Here is a 22,378-nt window from a genome sequence, read left to right as displayed (position 1 = left end):
ATTTAAAATAAAGAATGAAATCGTTTACTTTGATATATATTTTATTTTATCAAAAGCTGCTACAAATTTTATAATTTACTTACAATCATTTTAGAAACTTACACTGAATTTTAATTTTAAAGGGGTTTTTAGCACACTTTTTCCACAAGGGTAATTAATACTCAAATATATTTATTATTGCTATGAAAAGCGCTCAGTACATTTAAAATTAATTTTACATTCACGATAATTATCTCATTCGTCTATATTAAGTTTTGAATGTTTGAAATGAGGTTTGGTATCAATATAAAAGAGCCTATGCGACAAATGCACAGGCTTCTTTGTATAAGAGATTTAGCAATCTAATACGATTATAATTTTAATTTTTATTAATATGTTCTAATAGGCAGAATTAATTGCGTTACAGAATCATCATCTTTTGGTTTTAAGATAAATGGTTTCATTGTACCAAAGAATTCTACTTCTACTTCATCATTATCAATGGCTTTTAAAGCATCCATCATGTATTTTGAGTTGAAAGAAATTTTCAAGTTTCCGCCTTCTACATCATTAGCGTTAACTTCTTCTTTAACAGTACCAATTTCAGGAGAAGTAGATGAAAGTTCAACTAATTCATTACCTGTACTTAATTTAATAACATTATTTCCACCTTCTCGTGCTAATAAAGATGCACGATCAATTGCATGATAAAAGTCTCCATTGTTAATTCCTAATTTAATCTCATAATTTTCTGGGAATAAACGTGTCGTATCTGGATAATGACCTTCAAGTAAACGTGAGATGAAATTAATATTCCCCACTCTGAATAACACTTGGTTAGAAGCAAAGAAAATATCAATATCTTCATCGCTGTCACTCATAATTTTGTTTAATTCAGATAAAGCTTTACCAGGAATGATGACATTTTTATTTTCTGATTCATCTTCTAACTGTAATTTTCTTACAGCTAAGCGGTGTGAATCTGTTGCTGTGCATATTAATTCATTATCTTGTATAAGCCAGTTTACACCAGTAAGTACTGGTCGTGTTTCTGAGGTGGACACTGCAAAATTAGTTTGTGCAATGATATTTTTTAGTACCTTAACAGACAATTGAATAGCGTCATCTCGTGATACCTCAGGTAATAATGGATATTGATCAGGATCTAAACCACTTAAGTTAAATTCTGAATGACCTGATGTGATTAATGTTTGGAATTGTTCATTAGTTGATAATTTAACTTCTTTTCCAGGAAGTTTTTTAATAATATCAACGAAGAAACGACCAGGAAGTACAACTGATCCTGTTTCTGTAATTTCAACAATTTCTTCACCATCAACTTGTTTTGGAATAGTGATTTCTATTGATATTTCTGAATCTGACCCAGTTAAAATGACTTCATTATCTTTAGCATCAATTTTGATACCTGTTAAAATCGGTAAAGTTGTTCTAGGTGAGATAGCTTTTAATGTGTCGTTAAGTTGATTAATAAAATAATCTCTTTTGATTGTGAATTCCATCATTAAATTTAAACTCCTTCCAGTCGTTTATATATAATTATATAGGTTTTAAAATCATAGTAATAGTAGTAGGCATTGTGGATTGGTGGATAAGTCTAAAAAACTTACGGATAGCACAGTTATACACATGTGGATAAACTGTGTATGTTGTGTATTAATTTTTCACATTATCCACAATTGCTATTGTTATTCAGAGGGACAACTACCCATCTTTTTAAGTTTTTGGGAATTGATTTACTTAGTAATTATTCCCTAAAAGACCGTTTACAATCTGCTAATTTTCAATTTATTCAATATTGATTGATTTATTTCCCATTACTGATTTCTAATTTCTTTTTCTAAGTTTTCTACTTCTTGCTTAAATGTAGGATCAGACTTGATATCATTTGCAATCTTTTCATGGGCATGGATAACTGTTGTATGATCGCGACCTCCAAATTCTTCACCTATCTTAGGTAATGAAAAATCAGTTAATTCTCTAGATAGATACATAGCTATTTGTCGTGGGTAAGCAATTGACTTTGTACGTTTTTTAGCACTAAAATCTTCAATTCTTACACTATAATATTGACCAACTACCTTTTGGATATCTTGAATTGTAATCTTTTTAGACTTAGGTGATTGAATGATATCTTTTAACGCTTCTGCGGTAAGTTCGGTTGTAATAGGTTTCCCTTGTAATTTTGAGTACGCTAAAAGTCGAGTTAATGCGCCTTCAAGTTCACGAATATTGGATTGAATTTGGTTGGCGATGTAATTCAATGCTTCTGGCGGAATATCAAGATTTTCTTCTTCAATTTTCTTTTGTAATATTGCCATTCTTGTTTCGTAATCAGGTGGCGTGATATCAACTATTAGCCCCCACTCAAAACGAGAACGTAGACGGTCTTCTAGCTTAGCAATTTCTTTTGGTGGACGATCACTTGAAATAACGATTTGCTTATTATTTTGATGTAATTCATTAAAAGTATGGAAGAACTCCTCTTGCGTTTGTTCTTTATTTTGAATGAATTGAATATCATCAATTAATAAAACATCAATTTTACGATACTTTTCACGAAATGCTTCAGTTTCATTATCACGTATTGATTTAATAAATTCGTTTGTGAATTTCTCACTAGAAGTGTAAATGACTTTAGCATTAGGTTTGTTACTAAGAACATGATGTCCAATTGCATGCATTAAATGTGTTTTACCTAGACCTACGCCTCCATATATAAATAATGGATTATAAGCTTCTGCCGGTGCTTCTGCAACAGCTAAACTTGCAGCATGTGGGAAACGATTGCCAGGTCCAATGACAAATGTATCGAATGTATTGTGCATATTAAATTGTTCTTTTCCCCAAGTCTTATCATCTATAGAAGAATTTTGTACTTGGGGTTCTTGAACTTCTTGTGTATTTACATTGTTGTAGGATGCAAGTTCATCTTCAGAAATAAAATGTGGTTTCACTTCATAACCGATGACATCATAAATAATAGCCTGCATAATTTCTGAATATCGCTGATTAAGCCAACTCGCATTGAAAGGCAGACTTACTAATATAATGGCTTCGTCATTTTTAAGTGAGTAGAGTTGCGTATCTTTTATGAACGTTTGATAACTAGTGTTTGAAATTCTTTCCTGGGCAATTTCTAAAACTTTATCCCAAATTTCTTTCTCTGACATAAATAACTCCATCTTTCTTAAAATTTTAGACTTATACACAGAAATAACATAGGTGGATAAAAATAATCACAGTATGTTAATAATTATCCACAAGTTAATCACAATCAGTGGATAACTTAAACATAACTATGATTTATGCACACCATTTATGTATATAAATTTAATAAATAAATCCTTATAAAATCATAATTTGAACGACTTATCCACATAATTATACTTTTTAACTCCAAGTGATGTCAAATGGCTGTGAATATGTTGTTAAATTTTGAATAACTGTGTGTATAGCGCATATGTTATCCACAGTTTTTGAGAGAATTTCTGTGTATAAGTGGATAACTTCAAATAAGCGTCACAATTTCTTTTTTTACTTTGGGAAATAATTTATATGGATTGTATGAACTATGTATATGACAAATTATTATTAAAATTGGTAATAATTTGATGAAGAAAAAAGATTTCTTACTATTAAATCACAACAAGTGATTTTCAATCGTTATATTCGTAAATTCATCTTGCTTTATAAAAGGTATTTTGTTATATTGTAGTAGTTGCTTGAATTATGACTAGATAATAATAAGCTATAGAACAAATTTCTTAATAGCAGACACAATAAGAGAGCAATTGCTCAGATGAAGTATGTTAGTAATTGAAGCTAATATATACTTCGTTAATTTATCTATTTATATGAACCAATTTCTAGGTAGGAAGTTGGAAATATTGGTAATTGAATTCAGATGGAGGTGTTTTGCATGGTAAAACGTACTTATCAACCAAATAAACGTAAACATAGTAAAGTTCATGGTTTCAGAAAACGCATGAGCACTAAAAATGGCCGCAAAGTTTTAGCGCGTCGTCGTCGTAAAGGCCGTAAAGTTTTATCTGCATAAGATCACTGAATCATCAGTGGTCTTTTTTTTGTTTAAATAATAAAATGATATTTAAGTATTGTTCTGATATCATTTTCAAAATAATATATACGTATGTTTTGTTAATAGATAATTGTTACTATTAAAATGAATAGATTAGAATAAGCGAGTGATGTTTAATGGAAAAAGCATATCGTATTAAGAGAAATTCAGACTTTCAAGCGATATACAAGAATGGGAAGTCTGTTGCAAATAGACAATTTGTTGTCTATACCTATAAAAATAGAGATTTAAAACATTTTCGCTTAGGAATAAGTGTCTCAAAAAAACTGGGGAACGCTGTTACAAGAAATAGAATTAAAAGAGCAATAAGAGAGAATTTTAAAGTGCATAAGCAAAATATTATCGCTAAAGATATTATAGTTATAGCGAGGCAACCAGCAAAAGATATGAATACACTAGAGATTCAAAGTAGTTTAGAGCATGTGCTTAAAATTGCAAAAGTGTTTAATAAAAAGATCAAGTAGGGCAGGGGGCTTAGACTAACCGAAGTCTAACGTAACACAAACCGAAGGCTTACATCTTAATGTTGAACAATTTATTAGCTTTTTTAAAAGAAACAAATTACAATGTTATAATGAATTTTTACATTAATAAGGAGGCGAGACTCTTATGGATTTTGATACGATTACAAGTATTTCAACACCTATGGGTGAAGGTGCTATTGGAATTGTGAGATTATCTGGGCCACAAGCTATTGAAATCGGAGATATCTTATATAAAGGAAAGAAAAAGTTATCTGAAGTTGAGACGCATACAATAAATTACGGTCATATTATTGATCCAGAAACAGATGAAACAGTTGAAGAAGTCATGGTGTCTGTTTTACGTGCCCCTAAAACTTTCACACGAGAAGATATTATTGAGATAAATTGCCATGGTGGTATTTTAACAATTAATCGTATATTAGAGTTAACTATGACTTATGGTGCACGTATGGCAGAACCAGGTGAATATACAAAACGTGCATTTTTAAATGGTCGTATAGATTTATCTCAAGCAGAAGCGGTTATGGATTTTATACGTTCCAAAACTGATCGAGCTTCTAAGGTTGCGATGAATCAAATAGAAGGACGTTTAAGTGATTTAATTAAGAAACAACGTCAATCCATATTAGAGATACTCGCCCAAGTTGAAGTTAACATTGATTATCCAGAGTATGATGATGTAGAAGACGCAACGACAGACTTCTTACTAGAACAGTCTAAGCGTATTAAAGAAGAAATCAATCGATTACTTGAAACAGGTGCACAAGGTAAAATAATGAGAGAAGGGTTATCTACTGTTATTGTAGGACGTCCTAATGTTGGGAAGTCTTCGATGCTAAATAACCTTATTCAAGATAATAAAGCAATTGTGACTGAGGTCGCTGGTACAACAAGAGACGTGTTAGAAGAATATGTCAATGTTAGAGGTGTCCCATTACGACTTGTAGATACTGCGGGTATTAGAGATACTGAAGATATCGTAGAGAAGATTGGTGTAGAACGTTCTAGGAAAGCTTTAAGTGAAGCAGATTTAATTTTATTTGTGCTTAATAACAATGAACCTCTGACGGAAGATGATCAAACTTTATTCGAAGTCATTAAAAATGAGGATGTTATTGTAATCATTAATAAAACAGATTTAGAGCAACGATTAGATGTTAGCGAACTAAGAGAGATGATTGGTGATATGCCACTTATACAAACATCGATGCTTAAACAAGAAGGTATTGATGAATTAGAAATACAAATTAAAGATTTATTCTTTGGTGGCGAAGTACAAAATCAAGATATGACTTATGTATCGAATTCACGTCACATTTCATTGTTGAAACAAGCGAGACAATCAATTCAAGATGCGATTGATGCTGCTGAGTCTGGTATCCCAATGGATATGGTGCAGATTGATTTAACACGTACTTGGGAAATTCTAGGAGAAATAATTGGAGAATCAGCGAGCGATGAATTAATAGATCAACTATTTAGTCAATTTTGTTTAGGAAAATAATGATATAAAAATATAAACTAGACGGTAAGTCGTCTACAATTCAAGATTTTAAGACTTTTGGGAGGTAAAATAGTGGTTCAAGAATATGATGTAGTAGTCATTGGTGCTGGTCACGCCGGTATTGAAGCAGGTCTAGCTTCAGCTCGTCGGGGTGCTAAAACGCTGATGTTAACAATTAATTTAGATAATATTGCTTTCATGCCATGTAATCCATCTGTAGGTGGTCCTGCGAAAGGAATCGTTGTACGTGAAATAGACGCTTTAGGTGGACAAATGGCAAAAACTATTGATAAAACGCACATTCAAATGCGTATGCTTAATACAGGGAAAGGTCCAGCTGTTAGAGCTTTACGTGCTCAAGCAGATAAAGTATTATATCAACAAGAAATGAAGCGTGTACTTGAGAATGAGGATAATTTAGACATCATGCAAGGTATGGTTGATGAACTCATTATAGAAGATAATGAAGTTAAAGGTGTTCGTACTAACATTGGTACAGAATATCGTTCTAAAGCTGTCATTATTACAACAGGTACATTCTTACGTGGAGAAATTATACTAGGAAACTTAAAATATTCTAGTGGTCCTAACCATCAATTACCATCTGTAACGCTAGCGGATAATTTAAGAAAATTAGGATTTGATATCGTTAGATTTAAAACGGGTACGCCACCTCGTGTAAATGCGAGAACCATCGATTATTCTAAAACTGAAATCCAACCAGGTGATGATATAGGTCGTGCGTTTAGTTTTGAAACAACCGAATTTATTTTAGATCAATTACCTTGTTGGTTAACTTATACAAATGGAGATACACATCAAGTCATTGATGATAACTTACATTTATCTGCTATGTATTCCGGTATGATTAAAGGTACAGGTCCTAGATATTGTCCATCAATTGAGGATAAATTTGTTCGCTTTAACGATAAACCAAGACATCAACTTTTCCTAGAACCTGAAGGACGTAATACGAATGAGGTATACGTGCAAGGATTATCTACTAGTTTACCTGAACATGTTCAACGTCAAATGTTAGAAACCATTCCAGGTCTTGAAAAAGCAGATATGATGCGTGCAGGTTATGCTATTGAATATGATGCAATCGTACCTACTCAATTATGGCCAACGTTAGAAACAAAAGCGATCAAAAACTTGTATACCGCTGGTCAGATTAATGGAACATCAGGATATGAAGAAGCAGCGGGACAAGGTATTATGGCAGGTATTAACGCTGCTGGTAATGTTTTAGGTACAGGTGAAAAAATACTCAGTCGTTCAGACGCATATATTGGTGTACTTATAGATGATTTAGTCACTAAGGGTACAAATGAACCGTATCGATTATTAACTTCACGTGCGGAATATCGATTATTATTACGTCATGATAATGCTGATTTACGTCTCACTGATATGGGGTATGAGTTAGGCTTAATATCAGAAGAACGCTATGCAAGATTTAATGAAAAGCGTCAACAAATCAAAGATGAAATACAACGACTTACCGATGTACGTATTAAACCAAATGAACATACGCAAGCAATTATTGAAGCTAAGGGTGGTTCAAGATTAAAAGATGGTATATTAGCGATTGATTTATTACGTCGTCCGGAAATGAACTACGAAACAATTTTAGAAATCTTAGAAGAATCACATCAACTTCCTGAAGCGGTTGAGGAGCAAGTTGAAATTCAAACAAAATATGAAGGTTATATCAATAAATCTTTACAACAAGTAGAAAAAGTTAAAAGAATGGAAGCGAAAAAAATTCCTGAGGATTTAGATTATAGCAAGGTAGATAGTTTAGCATCTGAAGCACGCGAAAAGTTAGCTGAAGTTAAACCATTAAATATTGCACAGGCTTCACGAATTTCAGGTGTGAATCCAGCAGATATCTCAATTCTACTTGTTTATTTAGAACAAGGTAAGCTTCAAAGGGTGAAACAATAATGAGTATTGAATGGTTATCAGAGAAATTAAGCGAGCAAGGCATAGAACTATCTAATACGCAAAAAGAGCAATTTCAAAAATACTATCAATTACTTGTTGAATGGAACAAAAAAATGAATTTGACAAGTATTACTGATGAACATGATGTTTATTTAAAACATTTTTATGATTCAATAGCGCCCAGTTTTTATTATGATTTTAACGGTCAATTAAGTCTTTGTGATATCGGTGCTGGTGCAGGTTTTCCAAGTATACCTTTAAAGATAGTATATCCTGAGTTGAAAGTGACGATTGTAGATTCTCTAAATAAAAGAATACAATTTCTAAATCATTTAGCTGCAGAACTAGGTCTTGAAGATGTTAGTTTTGTGCATGATCGAGCAGAAACATACGGCAAGGGTGTCTACAGGGAGTCTTATGATATTGTTACAGCTCGTGCAGTAGCGAGATTGACTGTCTTAAGTGAGCTGTGCTTACCTTTAGTAAAAAAAGGTGGACAGTTCCTTGCACTTAAATCTTCAAAGGGTAAAGAAGAATTGCAAGAAGCGACGTTTGCTATTAATATTTTAGGCGGTAATGTGAAAGATACTTATACTTTTGAATTACCTGAAAATGCCGGTGAGCGACAAATGATTATTATTGATAAACGTAGACAGACATCAAAAAAATACCCTAGAAAACCAGGTACGCCAAACAAATCTCCACTAGTTGAAAGTTAAGACATCATAGTATGATAAATAATTGAGAGGGAGAGAATGGATAATGAAGAAACCTTTTTCAAAATTATTTGGTTTAAAAAATAAAGATGACATCATTGGTTATACTGAAGAAGAACGTAATAATAATGTAGAATCCATTCATATTGAACGTATCGTACCCAATCGTTATCAACCTAGACAAGTATTTGAGCCAAATAAGATTAAAGAATTAGCAGAGTCTATTGAAGAGCATGGGTTATTACAGCCAATAGTTGTACGTCCAATTGAAGAAGATATGTTCGAAATTATAGCCGGCGAACGACGTTTTAGAGCATTACAGTCGTTGCATAAACCTCAAGTAGATGTCATCGTTCGAGATATGGATGATGAAGAAACAGCGGTAGTTGCATTGATTGAAAATATTCAACGTGAAAACTTATCTGTCGTCGAAGAAGCGGAAGCTTATAAAAAGTTACTTGAAATCGGGGAAACGACTCAAAATGAATTAGCAAAAAGTTTAGGCAAAAGCCAAAGCTTCATTGCTAATAAACTTAGATTATTGAAGTTAGCACCCAATGTGATTAAGAGATTACGTGAAGGTAAGATTACAGAAAGACATGCACGAGCGGTATTAGTATTACCTGATGAAACACAAGAAGAATTAATCGAACAAGTTATTAGTCAGAAGTTGAATGTGAAACAAACTGAGGATAGAGTACGTCAGAAAACTGGACCAGAGAAAGTAAAAGCGCAGACTTTCCAATTTTCTCAAGATGTAACACAAGCAAAAGAAGAACTAGGTAAGAGTATTGAAACGATAGAAAAATCAGGTATACGCGTTGAACAAAAAGATAAAGAACATGAAGATTATTATGAAATTAAAATAAAGATATATAAGAAATAATTATAAGAGTTTGGTACATATTGTGATGATGTATCAGGCTCTTTTTTATCGTATTACAGTGCATTATCTTTGATATTATAACGGTAAAAAATTCTGTGTAATAAAATATCTAAATAGCAAATATCAACATTAATGATCATATTAAATGTACCTAATAACATCTTAACCATAGCAAAGATAACTTGTATTGTGTCACTCAATGAAAGCGTGATTATAGTAGATAAACTTATAATATTTTAATTGATAAAAAGTGATTTTAAAATGTTTTACGTGAAACAAAAATTGTCATTATTTAGAAAATTAGGTGATTTAAACAATATATTTACAACAATTGATTTACGCTATAAACTAAAAGTAAACGATACGTTTCGTTTAATAAATATGGATGAGAAGGGTTATTGTGTTTGGTATATCAATTTCTAGTGCTATACTACATTTCGTTATCGGAGGATTTGCTGTTGCACTTGCATCAATTATGGCTGATAAAGTAGGAGGAAAATTAGGTGGTATTATTGCCACTATGCCGGCAGTCTACCTTGCAGCTATTATAGCGTTAGCTATAGACCATAAAGGACAGCAACTCATTCAAATGTCAATTCATTTAAGTACAGGAGCAATTGTTGGGATTGTCTCATGTATTGTAACAGTGTTCTTTACTTCAATTTTTATTGGTAAGAAAAATTATAGGAGTGGAACAGTATTTGCAATTCTTTGCTGGTTTGTGATTTCTGTTGCGATTTTCTTAGTCAGACATATTTAAATTGGAGGATTAAAAATGAAGTTAGCAATTATTAAATTTTCAGTTGGTGGTTTAGCTGTTTTAATTAGTTATATTGTTTCTGTCGTGCTTCCATGGAAGGAATTTGGAGGTATATTTGCAACCTTTCCCGCAGTGTTTTTAGTTTCAATGTGTATTACTGGGATGCAATTTGGCAATGAAGTAGCTATGCATGTGAGCAGAGGTGCAGTCTTCGGCATGATAGGAGTTTTATGTAGTATACTAGCAACCTGGGGATTACTACAAGCTACACATATGTGGCTATTGAGTATTATTGGTGGTTTTGTAGCTTGGTTTGTAAGTGCATTGATTATTTTTGAAATTGTGGAATTCATCGCACATAAAAGAAGGGATAAACATGGCTGGAAGACCAAAAGATCCAACAATCAATAAAAAAATTTATACTGAGATTCAACGTTTATTGGAAACGACTCATTTTAGAGATATTACTATAGATCAAATTTCTGAGAATACTGGTATTTCTAAAGCAACTATTTATAGACGTTGGAAGGATAAATCTTCAATTATCATGTCTGCGTTTATTGAACAATCTCAATATATTGTGATTCATAATCAAGATAATTTATATGATGATTTATTCCAGTTTTTAGTAAAAATAAAAGATATCTATAAAACAAAACTAGGTAGTGCTGTGATTGAAATATTAATTAGTCATCAACAAATGGAAGCTAGAGAAACTTTTATGACTAATTACTTTAATCATAATCGCAAAGTTTTAAAAGAGATTGTTCGTAAGCACATAAAAGAGGAAGAACAAGATTTGTTTATCGATTTAATCTTCTCACCCATCTATTTTAATATATTAATTAAACCTGAAACTCTCGATGAAAATTACATTAAAAAGATGTTGAATCAAGTTCTACGTATATATCATTGATATGAAAAACGCTTCTTTCGAGGAGCGTTTTTTGTATTTCATGTAACAGGTTAGCCTAAGGTCAGTCTATTAAAACCCTTAACCATAATATGTCAAAGCATTTTGACAATGATAAGAGTGACATCGTAAAAACTATTTGATAGCTTTTGTAGAGAAAACTTGATTTGATTTAATAATAATATTAAATGATTTCAAATCATAATTAAGGAGTTTAACGTAATGAATGTTAGCAATCAAATCAAAAAATTTAGAGAAAGAGATGGGTATTCACAAGAATTTTTGGCTGAGAAAATGTTTGTTTCAAGACAAACCATTTCAAATTGGGAAAATGATAAAAGTTATCCGGATATTCATAATTTACTTATTATGTGTCAACTCTTCAAGGTATCTCTAGACGAACTGGTGGAGGATGATTTGAAAAACGTGCAAATCAAAAACATTAAAAAAGAATTAGACTTTTGGACATGGATGATGATAATTCCAATGGTATTGGGGAGTGTTCTCATAGGTCCTATGATTCATTACTTTCATTGGTTAGGAATAGGAATAACATATTTAGTATTTTTAATAGGTATCATTGCTTCTACAAAATTAGAAAAAATTAAAATAAAAAATGATATTGAAACATACGACAGGATATTAGCGTTTATTAATGGTAAAGATCCTAAAGAGGTGCAGAAAAGTAAGTTTAGATATATATGGACATCTTTAATTTCTTTTATTTTCTTTGTTGGTGTGATCATCGGTATAAGTTACTTAAGTATCATTTTAACTGATTATTTTTTATAAAAATCAAAAAGAGAATAGACTGGATGTCTATTGAATTTGACACCCAGCCTACTCTAAGAATGATTATTTATTGCTTTGTCCACTCATAATAATAATGGGAAATATGAAACAACACATAATACAAATCATTATGATTATTGTTTTCATAAATATTTCCTTACATAGTTTTTATTGCACTTAATAGCAGCGTTTAGCTATTCATTCCACCTATCATACCTGATCCTATTAATATGATGAGTGCAACGATTCCTAATATCATAGATGTTTTTTTAGATAATCGACTTGTTGAGTAATAGACAACACCTGTTAAAAAGGCTTTTAAAAGATTAGTTAAACTGAAAGCCATGAGTGTTTTATTATCCTTTGAAAAAATGTTTAAGCTATCAAGCTTATAATCTGTTATCTTTAGTCCAAAAACTATTTGAATTAAAGAAATAATAGTTGTAAATCCTAAAATAATGATTGAATAAGAGAGTGCAGCTGAGAATAAACTGCTCGCTTTGGCATCTGATTTAAATATTTTAGAAATAACTAAAAAGATTAAAAATACTACAACAACACTAAAGATTGTTCCTATGAAAGCACCTATAGTTGTAGTCATACGAAACATATTTTCATCCATTTGGCTATTAGCTATCGATTGGTTATCTAATAGATCATTGCTAGTATTATATGTGATGAAAGCGCTAATAATAGCTAATACTATCATTATGATTGATTTAAGTATCCATTTTGGCTGATGTCTTAGTTTGTTAAAATGATTAACAAATGGAATACTTGAGTTCTGAATATCATTTTCTTTTAATTCCTGTGTACTCATGTAATATATCTCCTTTACTTATTTAGGTTAGTTTGATGGTAACATTTTATTACATAATATAAAATGTAAAATCCTTAAATTTAATTAAATATAATTACTAATACTAATTTAAAGACAAAATGATTGCTACTATATTAAAAATTATAAGATTTAGTGATTTTTCTACATATAAAAGATTAATAATTTTACAAGTGTGTTATCATTTTCTTGTGAATCTATTACACAAGGAGAATATATATGAATAAAAAACTATTGTGGAGCATCATTGGTATTGTAATTATTGTCGTATTAATCATTGCTGCTTTTATATTAAAACAAGTTAATGGTTCAGGTAGTAAAGATAGTAAGGCTTACGATACATATACAGTAAGAAAAGAGACACCTATTAGTTTAGAAGGCAAAGCGTCTCCAGAATCTGTGAAAACTTATAATAATAATCAATCTGTGGGTAATTTCTTAAGTGTTTCAGTACAAGATGGTCAAACAGTTAAACAGGGTGAACGTATCATCAATTATGATACAAATGGGAATAAACGCCAACAACTAGTGAACAAAGTGAATCAAGCACAATCTCAAGTTAATGATGATTATCAAAAAGTAAATCAAAGTCCTAACAATCATCAATTACAAGTTAAATTGACTCAAGATCAAAGTGCTTTAAATGAAGCTCAGCAGTCATTGTCACAATATGACAGACAACTCAATGACAGCATGAATGCATCATTCGATGGTAAAATCAATATTAAAAATGATTCAGATGTAGGTGAAGGGCAACCTATTTTGCAATTAATTTCTTCAAATCCTCAAATTAACGCAACAATCACAGAGTTTGATATTAATAAAATTAAAGAAGGCGATGAAGTAGATGTCACTGTAAATAGCACAGGTAAAAAAGGAAAAGGCAAAATCCTTAAAATAGACGAACTTCCTACAAGCTATGATACAAGTGACGATAGTGCAGCATCATCGGCACAATCAGGGGCACAAGGTGATAGTGAAGAAGGAACTGAAATGACGGCATCTAATCCTACAATTAATCAGCCAACAGGTGGTAAAAGTGGCGAAACATCAAAATATAAAGTTATTATTGGTGATTTAGATATACCCGTGAGATCTGGCTTCTCTATGGATGCTAAAATCCCTCTTAAAACTAAAAAGTTACCAAATAACGTGTTAACAAAAGATAATAACGTATTTGTCGTTGATAAGAATAATAAAGTTCACAAACGTGAAATTAAAATAGAACGTAATAATGGTGAAATCATTGTGAAAAAAGGATTGAAATCTGGCGATAAAGTCATTAAAAAACCAAAAGGTAATTTAAATGATGGAGAAAAAGTAGAGGTGTCATCATGATTGAATTGAGAAAAATCAATCGACACTTTAAAAATGGAAATGAATCAAATCATATTTTAAAAGACATAGATATTCATATTGATGAAGGTGAATTTATTGCTATCATGGGTCCGTCTGGTTCAGGTAAAAGTACGTTAATTAATATCTTGGGATTTATTGATCGTGGTTATGAAGGAGAATACTTTTTTAACAATGAGAATTATCAAAAAAGCTCAGATAATAAGCTCGCAGAAATTCGAAATCATACTGTAGGTTTCGTCTTTCAGAATTTTAAATTGATTCAAAATAACACTATTTTAGAAAATGTAAGTATTCCGCTAATTTATAATGGTTTGAGTAATAAAGCGAGAAAAAGTAAAGTTTTAGACGGACTTCATGACGTCGGTCTAAAAGGTAAAGAGAATCTCTTACCAAATAAATTGTCAGGAGGGCAGCAACAACGTGTAGCTATTGCCCGAGCAATTATTAATGACCCTAAGTTTATTATTGCCGATGAACCTACTGGCGCTCTTGATTCGAAGACATCTCAAGATATTATGGAGCTTTTCGTAAAACTGAACAAAGAACAGAATACAACTATTATTATGGTAACGCATGATCGTGAAGTGGCGGAAAAAGCTGATCGTATTATCCATATTTTGGATGGACGTGTGCAAGAGGAAGAGGTGTTGACACGTGAATAACTTTTCAAATGTCATATCAGTTGCTATTCGTTCCATTTTAAAAAACAAACGACGTAATATCTTTACGATGATTGGAATCATTATTGGTATCGCATCAGTAATTACTATCATGTCGTTGGGAAATGGTTTTAAGAAGTCAACGACTGAGCAATTCAATAATGCTGGAGCTGGTAAAAATCAAGCTTCAATTTCCTACATGACAGAAAATATGGATGCACCTAAAAACAATCCATTTAAGCAAGAGGATATGAGTGTTGTTGAACAGGTTAATGGTGTTAAGAGTGCTAAAGTAAAAGAGGATAAAGATAGCACATATTCAGTCAAAATTACGAATACACATGGCAGTAGTGATGCTAGTTTAAAAAAGGTTGATAAACTGACAGATGTAGATGAAGGAAAAGGATTTACGAATGATGATAATGAAGTGCTAGAAAAAGTAGCCGTTATAGATAAAAAAATTGCTAAAAAAGTATTTAATAATCATGCAATGGGTCAATCTATCTATGTAAATGGAGAAGGGTTTAAAGTCGTAGGCGTCTCTGATAGCTCAGAAGTTGATGAAAGTGGGATGCCTATTGAGTCATTAATTCAAATACCTACAAAAACATTTAATAAATATATGGGCAATTTGACACAAGGTATGCCTCAATTATTAGTTACAGTTGAAAAAGGTTCAGATAAGAAAGACGTAGGTAAAAAGGTCGAAAAAGCGTTGAATAAAAAAGGAACTGGCGTATCTGAAGGTCAATATAGTTATGAAGATAATGAAGCGGTGATGAAAACGATAGGTTCAGTCTTAGACACGATTACTTACTTTGTAGCTGCTGTTGCGGGAATATCACTCTTTATTGCAGGTATTGGTGTAATGAATGTCATGTATATTTCAGTCACTGAACGAACAGAAGAGATTGCAATTCGTCGTGCATTTGGCGCCAAAGGTCGAGATATTGAAATACAATTCTTAGTAGAAAGTGTTGTGTTATGTCTCATAGGTGGTATCATCGGATTAATTCTAGGTATTATTATTGCTACATTGATTGATCTCGTGACACCTGAAATGGTTAAGAGTTCCGTCAGTCTAGGTTCCGTCATCCTGGCTGTAGGTGTATCAACATTGATAGGCATCATTTTCGGTTGGATACCCGCACGTTCAGCTTCTAAAAAAGAATTAATTGATATTATTAAATAATTTATAACATAGAATGGTTTATCGTAAGGTACCATATGGTCGAAATTCTTGTTAACACAGCTATTAGTGTTTATACTGTTGCATTATATACTTAATGGTTAAGTACACACGATAATTTGAGAGCATAGTAGTTATTAGCCTTTATCACCTATACCCCCTCACTGTTTCAAGTAGAGGGGGTTAATGTATACATGAATACTTATTTTTGACTATCTATCGGTCAGTTGAAGAATGCAAAAAATTTAATTTTCATGAATTGAATAAAAAGATAAAAGTAGTGTATGTATTAACTAAAATTATCACAAGCTTTAATTAATTCGTAATATGAATTTAAAAAATAGATATGGAAATATAAAGTGATTAAATATTATATTCGTAATTAATTATTAGAAAATATTGATATAGATTAAATTTCTATAGAAGGGTATTTATAATTATTTTCAGGAAAAATAAAAAAGCTAATGTAGTTAGATTACTATCAGCGCACGAATAGTGGTTGATCAATAGAAAAAATTATAGATGAAAAGTAAACCATCCGTTTGTACGGGTGGTTTTGATTTTGTGAGGTAAAAACTCATTATTGTAGGATATACAAGAGTATTGTCTATCGAGCAAAATATAGAAAGGTCATTTGAAAATTTGAGATGATATATAACTTTAAGCATTGAGAAGACTCACCTCAAAAACTAAGATTAGTTATTTAAAATGTTTCTCATGCTACTTTTTCATTTAATGATACCTGAATTGTTATTAATAATATCGTTTTATCAATTTTAATTGTGATTAATGCGATAAAATAGATAAATATAATTAAAAATAATGTATTGAATTAGTTTAAATGCTGTAATAGAATCAATAAAATGTTTTAAAAACTAAAAATTTAACAAAAATTTAACTAAATTAGTTAAAAAAATTAATGACTTATATGTTATTTTGAATTTAGCAGTTATTTTTTCATTCTTTATAAGGGAAAAATCTTATAGAGGTGATTTCTTTGAAAAATAATAATAGAATAAAAAGATTTAGCATTAGAAAGTACGCAGTGGGAGTAGTATCAATTATTACAGGTGTAACAATTTTCATCGGAGGGCAACAAGCTCAAGCAGCTGAAATTTCAGTGCAACATGCGGATGCACACCCAGAAGACTCGCAAACAACACAACAATTAAAAAATGATAAGGTAGAAGAAACGCTAAAAGCTTCAAAACAAGGTACTGCTGATAGTCAACAAGTACAAAGAATTGATCAATCTAAAACAAATCAAAACAATCAACATTCTGTAGCTGAAAGTGCACAACTGAAAAGTGATGAGACAGCAAATCAGCCAAAAGTAGAAGAAGAAAGCTCAGTAAAACAAGACATCCAACCGTCTAAAAATGTAAATCAACAAGACGTAGCTACTCAATCAAATGAGAGAGAAAATAATGACATAAAAGGTGAAGACCAAACTTCAAAGGCGAGCAATCAACATACTCAGAGTTCTAACAGTCATAATCAATCAATAGGAACAAAAGATAGCGACTCAGAAGAAATCGATCAGCCATTAGTGAAATTACAAAAGCCGTCTAATGATTCTACATATCAAACACAATCAAAAGCTAAGCAAGATAGTTCTAAACAACTCCCTCAAGAAAAAACAGCAAAACATCAAATTCAAACAACTGAAAATGAACAGACAACTAACGTTAATTCTAAAAAAGCTAATGACACTCAAGATGCTAGACAACATACTCAAGAGCCTAAAAATGATACATCAAGATTACAAAAAAATCATCATAAAGTAGCTACAAAAGAACAATCTAATAGAAGTACAACAAGGGAGACACAAAAGCAATCAGCAAATTCTAATCGTAATCATCAGTCTACACATCAAGCACAATTCAAAAACCAATATCCAGTCGTATTTGTCCATGGTTTCCTAGGCTTTGCAGGTGATAATCAATTTAGTTTAGCTCCAAAATATTGGGGCGGTACAAAATACAATATTGACAGAAATTTAACTAATGAGGGTTACAATGTACATGAAGCAAATATCGGTGCTTTTAGTAGTAACTATGATCGCGCAGTAGAATTATATTACTATGTCAAAGGAGGACGTGTTGATTACGGCGCAGCGCATGCAGCTAAATATGGTCATCATCGCTATGGTCGAACATACAAGGGTATCATGCGTGATTGGGAACCTGGCAAAAAAATTCATTTTATAGGTCACAGTATGGGTGGTCAAACCATTCGTCAAATGGAAGAGTTCTTAAGAAATGGTAACCAAGAAGAAATAGAATATCAACGTCAACATGGGGGTACTATATCCGATTTATTTACAGGTGGTAAAGATAATATGGTTGCTTCAATTACTACACTTGGCACACCACATAATGGTACACCGGCTGCAGATAAAATTGGCACACGTAAACTTGTAAAAGAAACGATTAATCGTATTGGTAGATTAAGTGGTGGTAAAGATGTAGATATAGATTTAGGTTTTTCTCAATGGGGGTTAAAACAACAACCAAATGAAAGCTACATTGATTATGCGGAACGTGTATCCAAAAGTAAGATTTGGAATACTGAAGATCAAGCTGTTAATGATCTGACAACGCAAGGTGCTGAAAAAATTAATCAACAAACAAGTCTAAATCCTAATATTGTCTACACTACTTATACGGGGTCTGCGACGCACACAGGACCTCTTGGTAATGAATTACCTAATTCTAGTGAAATTCTTTTGTTGAACTTAACCAGTCGTATTATTGGTAAGGATGCAAACAAAGAAATTAGACCGAATGATGGTGTAGTTCCAGTTATATCATCACAACATCCTTCTAATCAAGCCTTTAAAAAAGTTGATGATCATACACCAGCTACTGATAAAGGAGTTTGGCAAGTGAGACCTGTTCAACATGATTGGGACCATTTAGATTTAGTAGGTATGGATGCATTTGATTTAACACATACAGGTAGAGAATTAGGTCAATTCTATCTAGGTATTATGGATAATATCATGAGAATCGAAGAAGCTGACGGTATTACAAATAAATAATTTTATTTATAGTATAAGGAAACCCTCATAATATAGAGAGGTCACACTGACCTCTCTATTGAGGGCTTTTGTATTATGGTTATTTATTTTTCTCTTCACGTCTCTTTAGGACATATGCACCACCGAGTAAACCCACAGGTATACCAATAAGCGGTGTGACAATGTTACTTAAAATAAATATGATTACAGTTAAACTAAGTACGTTAAACCAATTGATTGTTAAATTTTTTAAATCCTCATATGATTGTTTGATTAATTCTTTGAATTTCATAGTAAAAACCGTCCTTTATTAAAATAATTTTGTGAATTGAGTTACTAAATAGAATGCTTAATCATACGACTCGAGTGTATAAATGAAATCATAGCAAAAATGAAATAAACAACTGTATATATAATCATTACTATAAATATAGGTGACATTGAGACATTTCCTAGAAGTTTCATAAATGCAAGTGCTGCAAATAATGCATGTAATAAAGCAATGAGAAGCGGTAATCCAAAATTAAATGCAATTTTTAATAGTAAACCTTTAGACATATCAGTGTAGGTAAATCCTATACGACGTAATATCTTAAAGTTATCAAGTTCATCCTCAGTTTCATCCATTTGTTTAATGTAAATAATACAACCAGCAGCCATTAAAAACGCTATTCCTAAGAATGATGTTACAAAGATAAGTATGCCATTGCTTTGGTTTATAAATTTCTTATATTCATCGTGCGACACAATATTACGATTAACTTTTGAGGCAATTTCTTCTGCTTTTTTCACATCTTTGTGAGTATTGAAATTAAAACCGTACATCTTATTAACAATATTGTCAGTTTTTAATGTGTTATAGACCTCCGGGCTCACCTCAACTATAGGAGCTCCAAATGATAATTGTGATGGATATATTTTAGAGTCATCTTTGTCTTTAACGATAATAGATTGTTTAGATTTTCCTTTAACTGTTATCTTATGATTTAAATGAATATCTATTAATCCCGTTGATGATTGTATATTCGTTATTTTAGCTTCATGACCCTTGAGATGTGAGTTCATCATTAGTGATGTTGTATTAGTAGACATATCAGAACCATTCTTACTCTTCATGACGTGGTCGCTTAATGTTTTTGGATTGATTACTTCATAAGTCCGTTGATGATATTTTAAATTTCCTTGATCTAGTTTATGTTTAAATTGCGTAGCTATTTTATTCTGGCTTATATTAAAATCATCTGGAGAAGTCATTTCTAAAGTTGTATTAGTATTAGATTGTGTAATTGCCGCGAAGCAAAGAATACTAACAGTGAAAGCTGAAATGATAGCAATAACTGTAAGAGACATCGCATTTTTCTTCATTCTGTGCATGATAGATGATGTAAAGACAACGTCTGTGATATTTACACGACCATGTTTAATATGTTTTAGCGTTTTAAAAATAAGTGATACAGAACTTCTAAAGAATAAGAAAGCACCTATAATAGTTAAGAAAAGTATGCTAAAAGGTGTAATCAAAGCAGTTGTTAAGGCTTTAAAAACACCAAACATTTCAGTAGACATATAATATCCAAATACTATCATTATAATTCCTAAAACACCGCTGATTGCTTCAAACGTAGTTATTCGTTTTTGGGTAGCTTCCGGGGTATAATTGTCTTTCATCAAAGCTAAAATGCTGTGTTTTTTTAAGAAAATGTAATTTTGTATCATTATCAATAAAAAAGCGACAGCTAACATTACGATAGTAATAAGTATAGCTTGGGGTTCAAAGCCAATAGAGATATGTGTGTTTAACTTCATTAATTTAGAAGCGATAACAAGTAAAAGTTTTGAACCAAAAATACCAATTAAAGTGCCTAAAATTCCTGTTACAATAAAAAATACTAGTTGTTCAATATTGAGCATTCTTAGAATATTTCTACGTGTTAAACCTATCAGTTGGTATAAGGCAAACTCTTTTGTACGCCTTTTAATAAATAAATGATTTGCATACATTAAGAAAACAACAATAATGATAAAAAGAATTGTAGCACCAATTGTGGCACCATTTTTAATAATAGTTGAAGAATCTGAGTTATTAATACTATGTGAATATTTTAAAGTTGAGAAACTAAAATAAAGTATAATGCTAATCAATAATGAAAATAGAAACATTCCATAATGCTTAATATTTTTTCTTAAATTTTTAAGGATAAGTTGGTTAAATGTCATGAGTGACACCACCTAGTGCGGTTTGAAGTTTCATAATTTCTTGGTAAAATGTTTGTTTTGAATCGTTACCCTGGTAGATTTCTGAGTGTATATCACCGTCTTTCAACATAATGACTCTCTCAGCGTAACTAGCGGCTGAAGGATCATGTGTCACCATCATAATGGTTGAATTAAATTGTTTATTCATATCTTCTAGACGGTGTAACAAATCTTGGGCACTTTTAGAATCTAAGGCGCCAGTAGGTTCATCTGCGAAAATGATCGTTGGTTTATGGACGAATGCTCGGGCAGCCGCCGTACGTTGTTGCTGACCGCCAGAAATTTCACTTGGATATTTATTTCCCAGGTTATAAATACCTAATGCCTCAGCCACTTCTTTATAATTTTGTTCCATTTCATATTTATGGAATTTTTGTACTGAGAGTGGTAGCATAATATTTTCTTTTACTGTTAATGTGGGTAAAACGCTATAATCTTGAAAAATAAAACCGAGATGTTGTTTTCGAAAATTTGCCACTTCTTTGTGGCTCAGTTTATTAATTTCTTTGCCTTCAACTTCCACAGTTCCACCTGAAATAGTATCTATTGAACTTAACACATTGAGTAAAGTCGTTTTACCTGATCCAGATGGACCCATGACAGCTACGAATTCCCCTTTTTCAACTGAAAAACTTATATTATTTAAAGCTCGATATTTTTGTTTGTGACCATATACTTTTGATAATTGATTTGCTGTTAAAATAGCCATCCTCTCACTCCTTTAGTTATCTATATTTAAATTGTAGGATGGTTGTGACCTCCTTGCCTTTATCTAAACTTACATTTATAGACATGAAACTTACATGTTTGAAAGATACTTGTTTTATAATTTATCAAAATACATATAAGTGTATGCTTTTGGTTTAATTTGCCGGATTATCCATGACGCTTAATTTAAACTGAATTTTTAAAAATAAGGTTTTAGTTAATCATTAATAATAATTTAAAAA

At 31.6% G+C, this 22,378-nt stretch carries 20 protein-coding genes; 14 read left to right on the top strand and 6 right to left on the bottom strand.

What is annotated here, in order from left to right:
- Positions 1-368: 368 nt before the first annotated feature.
- Both dnaN and dnaA read right to left on the bottom strand, forming a co-directional pair.
- Positions 369-1,502 carry a DNA polymerase III subunit beta gene (gene dnaN / locus HMPREF2897_RS08700; RefSeq protein ID WP_002447644.1) on the bottom strand — a complete coding sequence of 378 codons (1,134 nt, stop codon included), beginning with the start codon at positions 1,500-1,502 and terminating at the stop codon, positions 369-371.
- Between the two features lie 312 nt (positions 1,503-1,814).
- Positions 1,815-3,170 carry a chromosomal replication initiator protein DnaA gene (gene dnaA / locus HMPREF2897_RS08695; protein ID WP_002458521.1) on the bottom strand — a complete coding sequence of 452 codons (1,356 nt, stop codon included), beginning with the start codon at positions 3,168-3,170 and terminating at the stop codon, positions 1,815-1,817.
- Positions 3,171-3,919: 749 nt separating this feature from the next.
- Here dnaA and rpmH point away from each other — a divergent pair.
- The 10 genes from rpmH to HMPREF2897_RS08645 all read left to right on the top strand — a co-directional run bounded on the left by rpmH (position 3,920) and on the right by HMPREF2897_RS08645 (position 12,105).
- A complete protein-coding gene (gene rpmH / locus HMPREF2897_RS08690; RefSeq protein WP_000240855.1) occupies positions 3,920-4,057 on the top strand; it encodes a 50S ribosomal protein L34 in 138 nt (45 codons plus the stop codon).
- A 158-nt stretch (positions 4,058-4,215) separates the two neighbouring features.
- Complete coding sequence (gene rnpA / locus HMPREF2897_RS08685; protein WP_001832522.1) at positions 4,216-4,563, top strand: ribonuclease P protein component; 348 nt, start codon at positions 4,216-4,218, stop codon at positions 4,561-4,563.
- 145 nt (positions 4,564-4,708) lie between these two features.
- Positions 4,709-6,088, top strand: a complete 1,380-nt coding sequence (gene mnmE / locus HMPREF2897_RS08680; protein WP_002458522.1) for a tRNA uridine-5-carboxymethylaminomethyl(34) synthesis GTPase MnmE — start codon at positions 4,709-4,711, stop codon at positions 6,086-6,088.
- Between the two features lie 72 nt (positions 6,089-6,160).
- The gene (gene mnmG, locus HMPREF2897_RS08675; RefSeq protein WP_001831818.1) at positions 6,161-8,038 is read left to right on the top strand and encodes a tRNA uridine-5-carboxymethylaminomethyl(34) synthesis enzyme MnmG; all 1,878 of its coding nucleotides are present in this window, start codon (positions 6,161-6,163) and stop codon (positions 8,036-8,038) included.
- The gene (gene rsmG / locus HMPREF2897_RS08670) at positions 8,038-8,757 is read left to right on the top strand and encodes a 16S rRNA (guanine(527)-N(7))-methyltransferase RsmG (protein ID WP_002458523.1); all 720 of its coding nucleotides are present in this window, start codon (positions 8,038-8,040) and stop codon (positions 8,755-8,757) included. The genes mnmG and rsmG overlap by 1 nt, the downstream gene beginning before the upstream one ends.
- A 43-nt stretch (positions 8,758-8,800) precedes the next feature.
- Positions 8,801-9,640 (top strand): nucleoid occlusion protein, encoded by an 840-nt coding sequence (gene noc / locus HMPREF2897_RS08665; protein ID WP_002447649.1) that lies wholly within the window; start codon positions 8,801-8,803, stop codon positions 9,638-9,640.
- A 400-nt stretch (positions 9,641-10,040) separates the two neighbouring features.
- Positions 10,041-10,400, top strand: coding sequence for a DUF3147 family protein (locus HMPREF2897_RS08660; RefSeq protein ID WP_001831810.1), 360 nt, complete (start codon positions 10,041-10,043; stop codon positions 10,398-10,400).
- A 15-nt stretch (positions 10,401-10,415) separates the two neighbouring features.
- Entirely contained in the window at positions 10,416-10,811 is a 396-nt protein-coding gene (locus HMPREF2897_RS08655; protein ID WP_001831775.1) for a DUF3147 family protein, read from the top strand.
- Positions 10,777-11,316 (top strand): TetR/AcrR family transcriptional regulator, encoded by a 540-nt coding sequence (locus tag HMPREF2897_RS08650; protein WP_002447651.1) that lies wholly within the window; start codon positions 10,777-10,779, stop codon positions 11,314-11,316. The genes HMPREF2897_RS08655 and HMPREF2897_RS08650 overlap by 35 nt, the downstream gene beginning before the upstream one ends.
- Positions 11,317-11,535: 219 nt before the next feature.
- Positions 11,536-12,105 carry a helix-turn-helix transcriptional regulator gene (locus tag HMPREF2897_RS08645; RefSeq protein WP_002447652.1) on the top strand — a complete coding sequence of 190 codons (570 nt, stop codon included), beginning with the start codon at positions 11,536-11,538 and terminating at the stop codon, positions 12,103-12,105.
- Between the two features lie 190 nt (positions 12,106-12,295).
- On the opposite strand, the gene HMPREF2897_RS08640 is transcribed toward HMPREF2897_RS08645, so the two are convergent.
- Positions 12,296-12,925 carry a YIP1 family protein gene (locus HMPREF2897_RS08640; RefSeq protein ID WP_002447653.1) on the bottom strand — a complete coding sequence of 210 codons (630 nt, stop codon included), beginning with the start codon at positions 12,923-12,925 and terminating at the stop codon, positions 12,296-12,298.
- A gap of 237 nt (positions 12,926-13,162) precedes the next feature.
- On the opposite strand from HMPREF2897_RS08640, the gene HMPREF2897_RS08635 reads away from it, so the two are divergent.
- The 4 genes from HMPREF2897_RS08635 (at position 13,163) to lip (ending at position 19,193) form a co-directional block, all read left to right on the top strand.
- Complete coding sequence (locus HMPREF2897_RS08635; protein ID WP_002447654.1) at positions 13,163-14,281, top strand: efflux RND transporter periplasmic adaptor subunit; 1,119 nt, start codon at positions 13,163-13,165, stop codon at positions 14,279-14,281.
- A complete protein-coding gene (locus HMPREF2897_RS08630) occupies positions 14,278-14,964 on the top strand; it encodes an ABC transporter ATP-binding protein (RefSeq protein ID WP_001831756.1) in 687 nt (228 codons plus the stop codon). Before HMPREF2897_RS08635 ends, HMPREF2897_RS08630 begins: the two co-directional genes overlap by 4 nt.
- Positions 14,957-16,153, top strand: coding sequence for an ABC transporter permease (locus HMPREF2897_RS08625; RefSeq protein WP_002496084.1), 1,197 nt, complete (start codon positions 14,957-14,959; stop codon positions 16,151-16,153). The genes HMPREF2897_RS08630 and HMPREF2897_RS08625 overlap by 8 nt, the downstream gene beginning before the upstream one ends.
- Before the next feature lie 994 nt (positions 16,154-17,147).
- A complete protein-coding gene (gene lip, locus HMPREF2897_RS08620; RefSeq protein WP_002496085.1) occupies positions 17,148-19,193 on the top strand; it encodes a YSIRK-targeted triacylglycerol lipase in 2,046 nt (681 codons plus the stop codon).
- 79 nt (positions 19,194-19,272) lie between these two features.
- On the opposite strand, the gene HMPREF2897_RS08615 is transcribed toward lip, so the two are convergent.
- From HMPREF2897_RS08615 to HMPREF2897_RS08605, 3 genes are read right to left on the bottom strand one after another with little or no spacing between them, the layout of a single operon-like run.
- Positions 19,273-19,464 (bottom strand): VraH family peptide resistance protein, encoded by a 192-nt coding sequence (locus HMPREF2897_RS08615; protein WP_002447657.1) that lies wholly within the window; start codon positions 19,462-19,464, stop codon positions 19,273-19,275.
- A gap of 44 nt (positions 19,465-19,508) precedes the next feature.
- Positions 19,509-21,389: an ABC transporter permease gene (locus HMPREF2897_RS08610; protein ID WP_070592982.1), complete on the bottom strand. Its 1,881-nt coding sequence runs from the start codon at positions 21,387-21,389 to the stop codon at positions 19,509-19,511.
- On the bottom strand, positions 21,379-22,137 hold the full coding sequence (locus HMPREF2897_RS08605; RefSeq protein WP_002458531.1) for an ABC transporter ATP-binding protein: 759 nt from the start codon (positions 22,135-22,137) through the stop codon (positions 21,379-21,381). Before HMPREF2897_RS08605 ends, HMPREF2897_RS08610 begins: the two co-directional genes overlap by 11 nt.
- Between the last annotated feature and the right edge of the window lie 241 nt (positions 22,138-22,378).

It is taken from the genome of Staphylococcus sp. HMSC065D05, from assembly GCF_001813195.1.
In the GTDB taxonomy this organism is placed as follows: Bacteria; Bacillota; Bacilli; order Staphylococcales; family Staphylococcaceae; genus Staphylococcus; species Staphylococcus epidermidis.
Note: the sequence above shows the minus strand (reverse complement) of the source record. Positions and strands in the feature narration are given on the sequence as shown.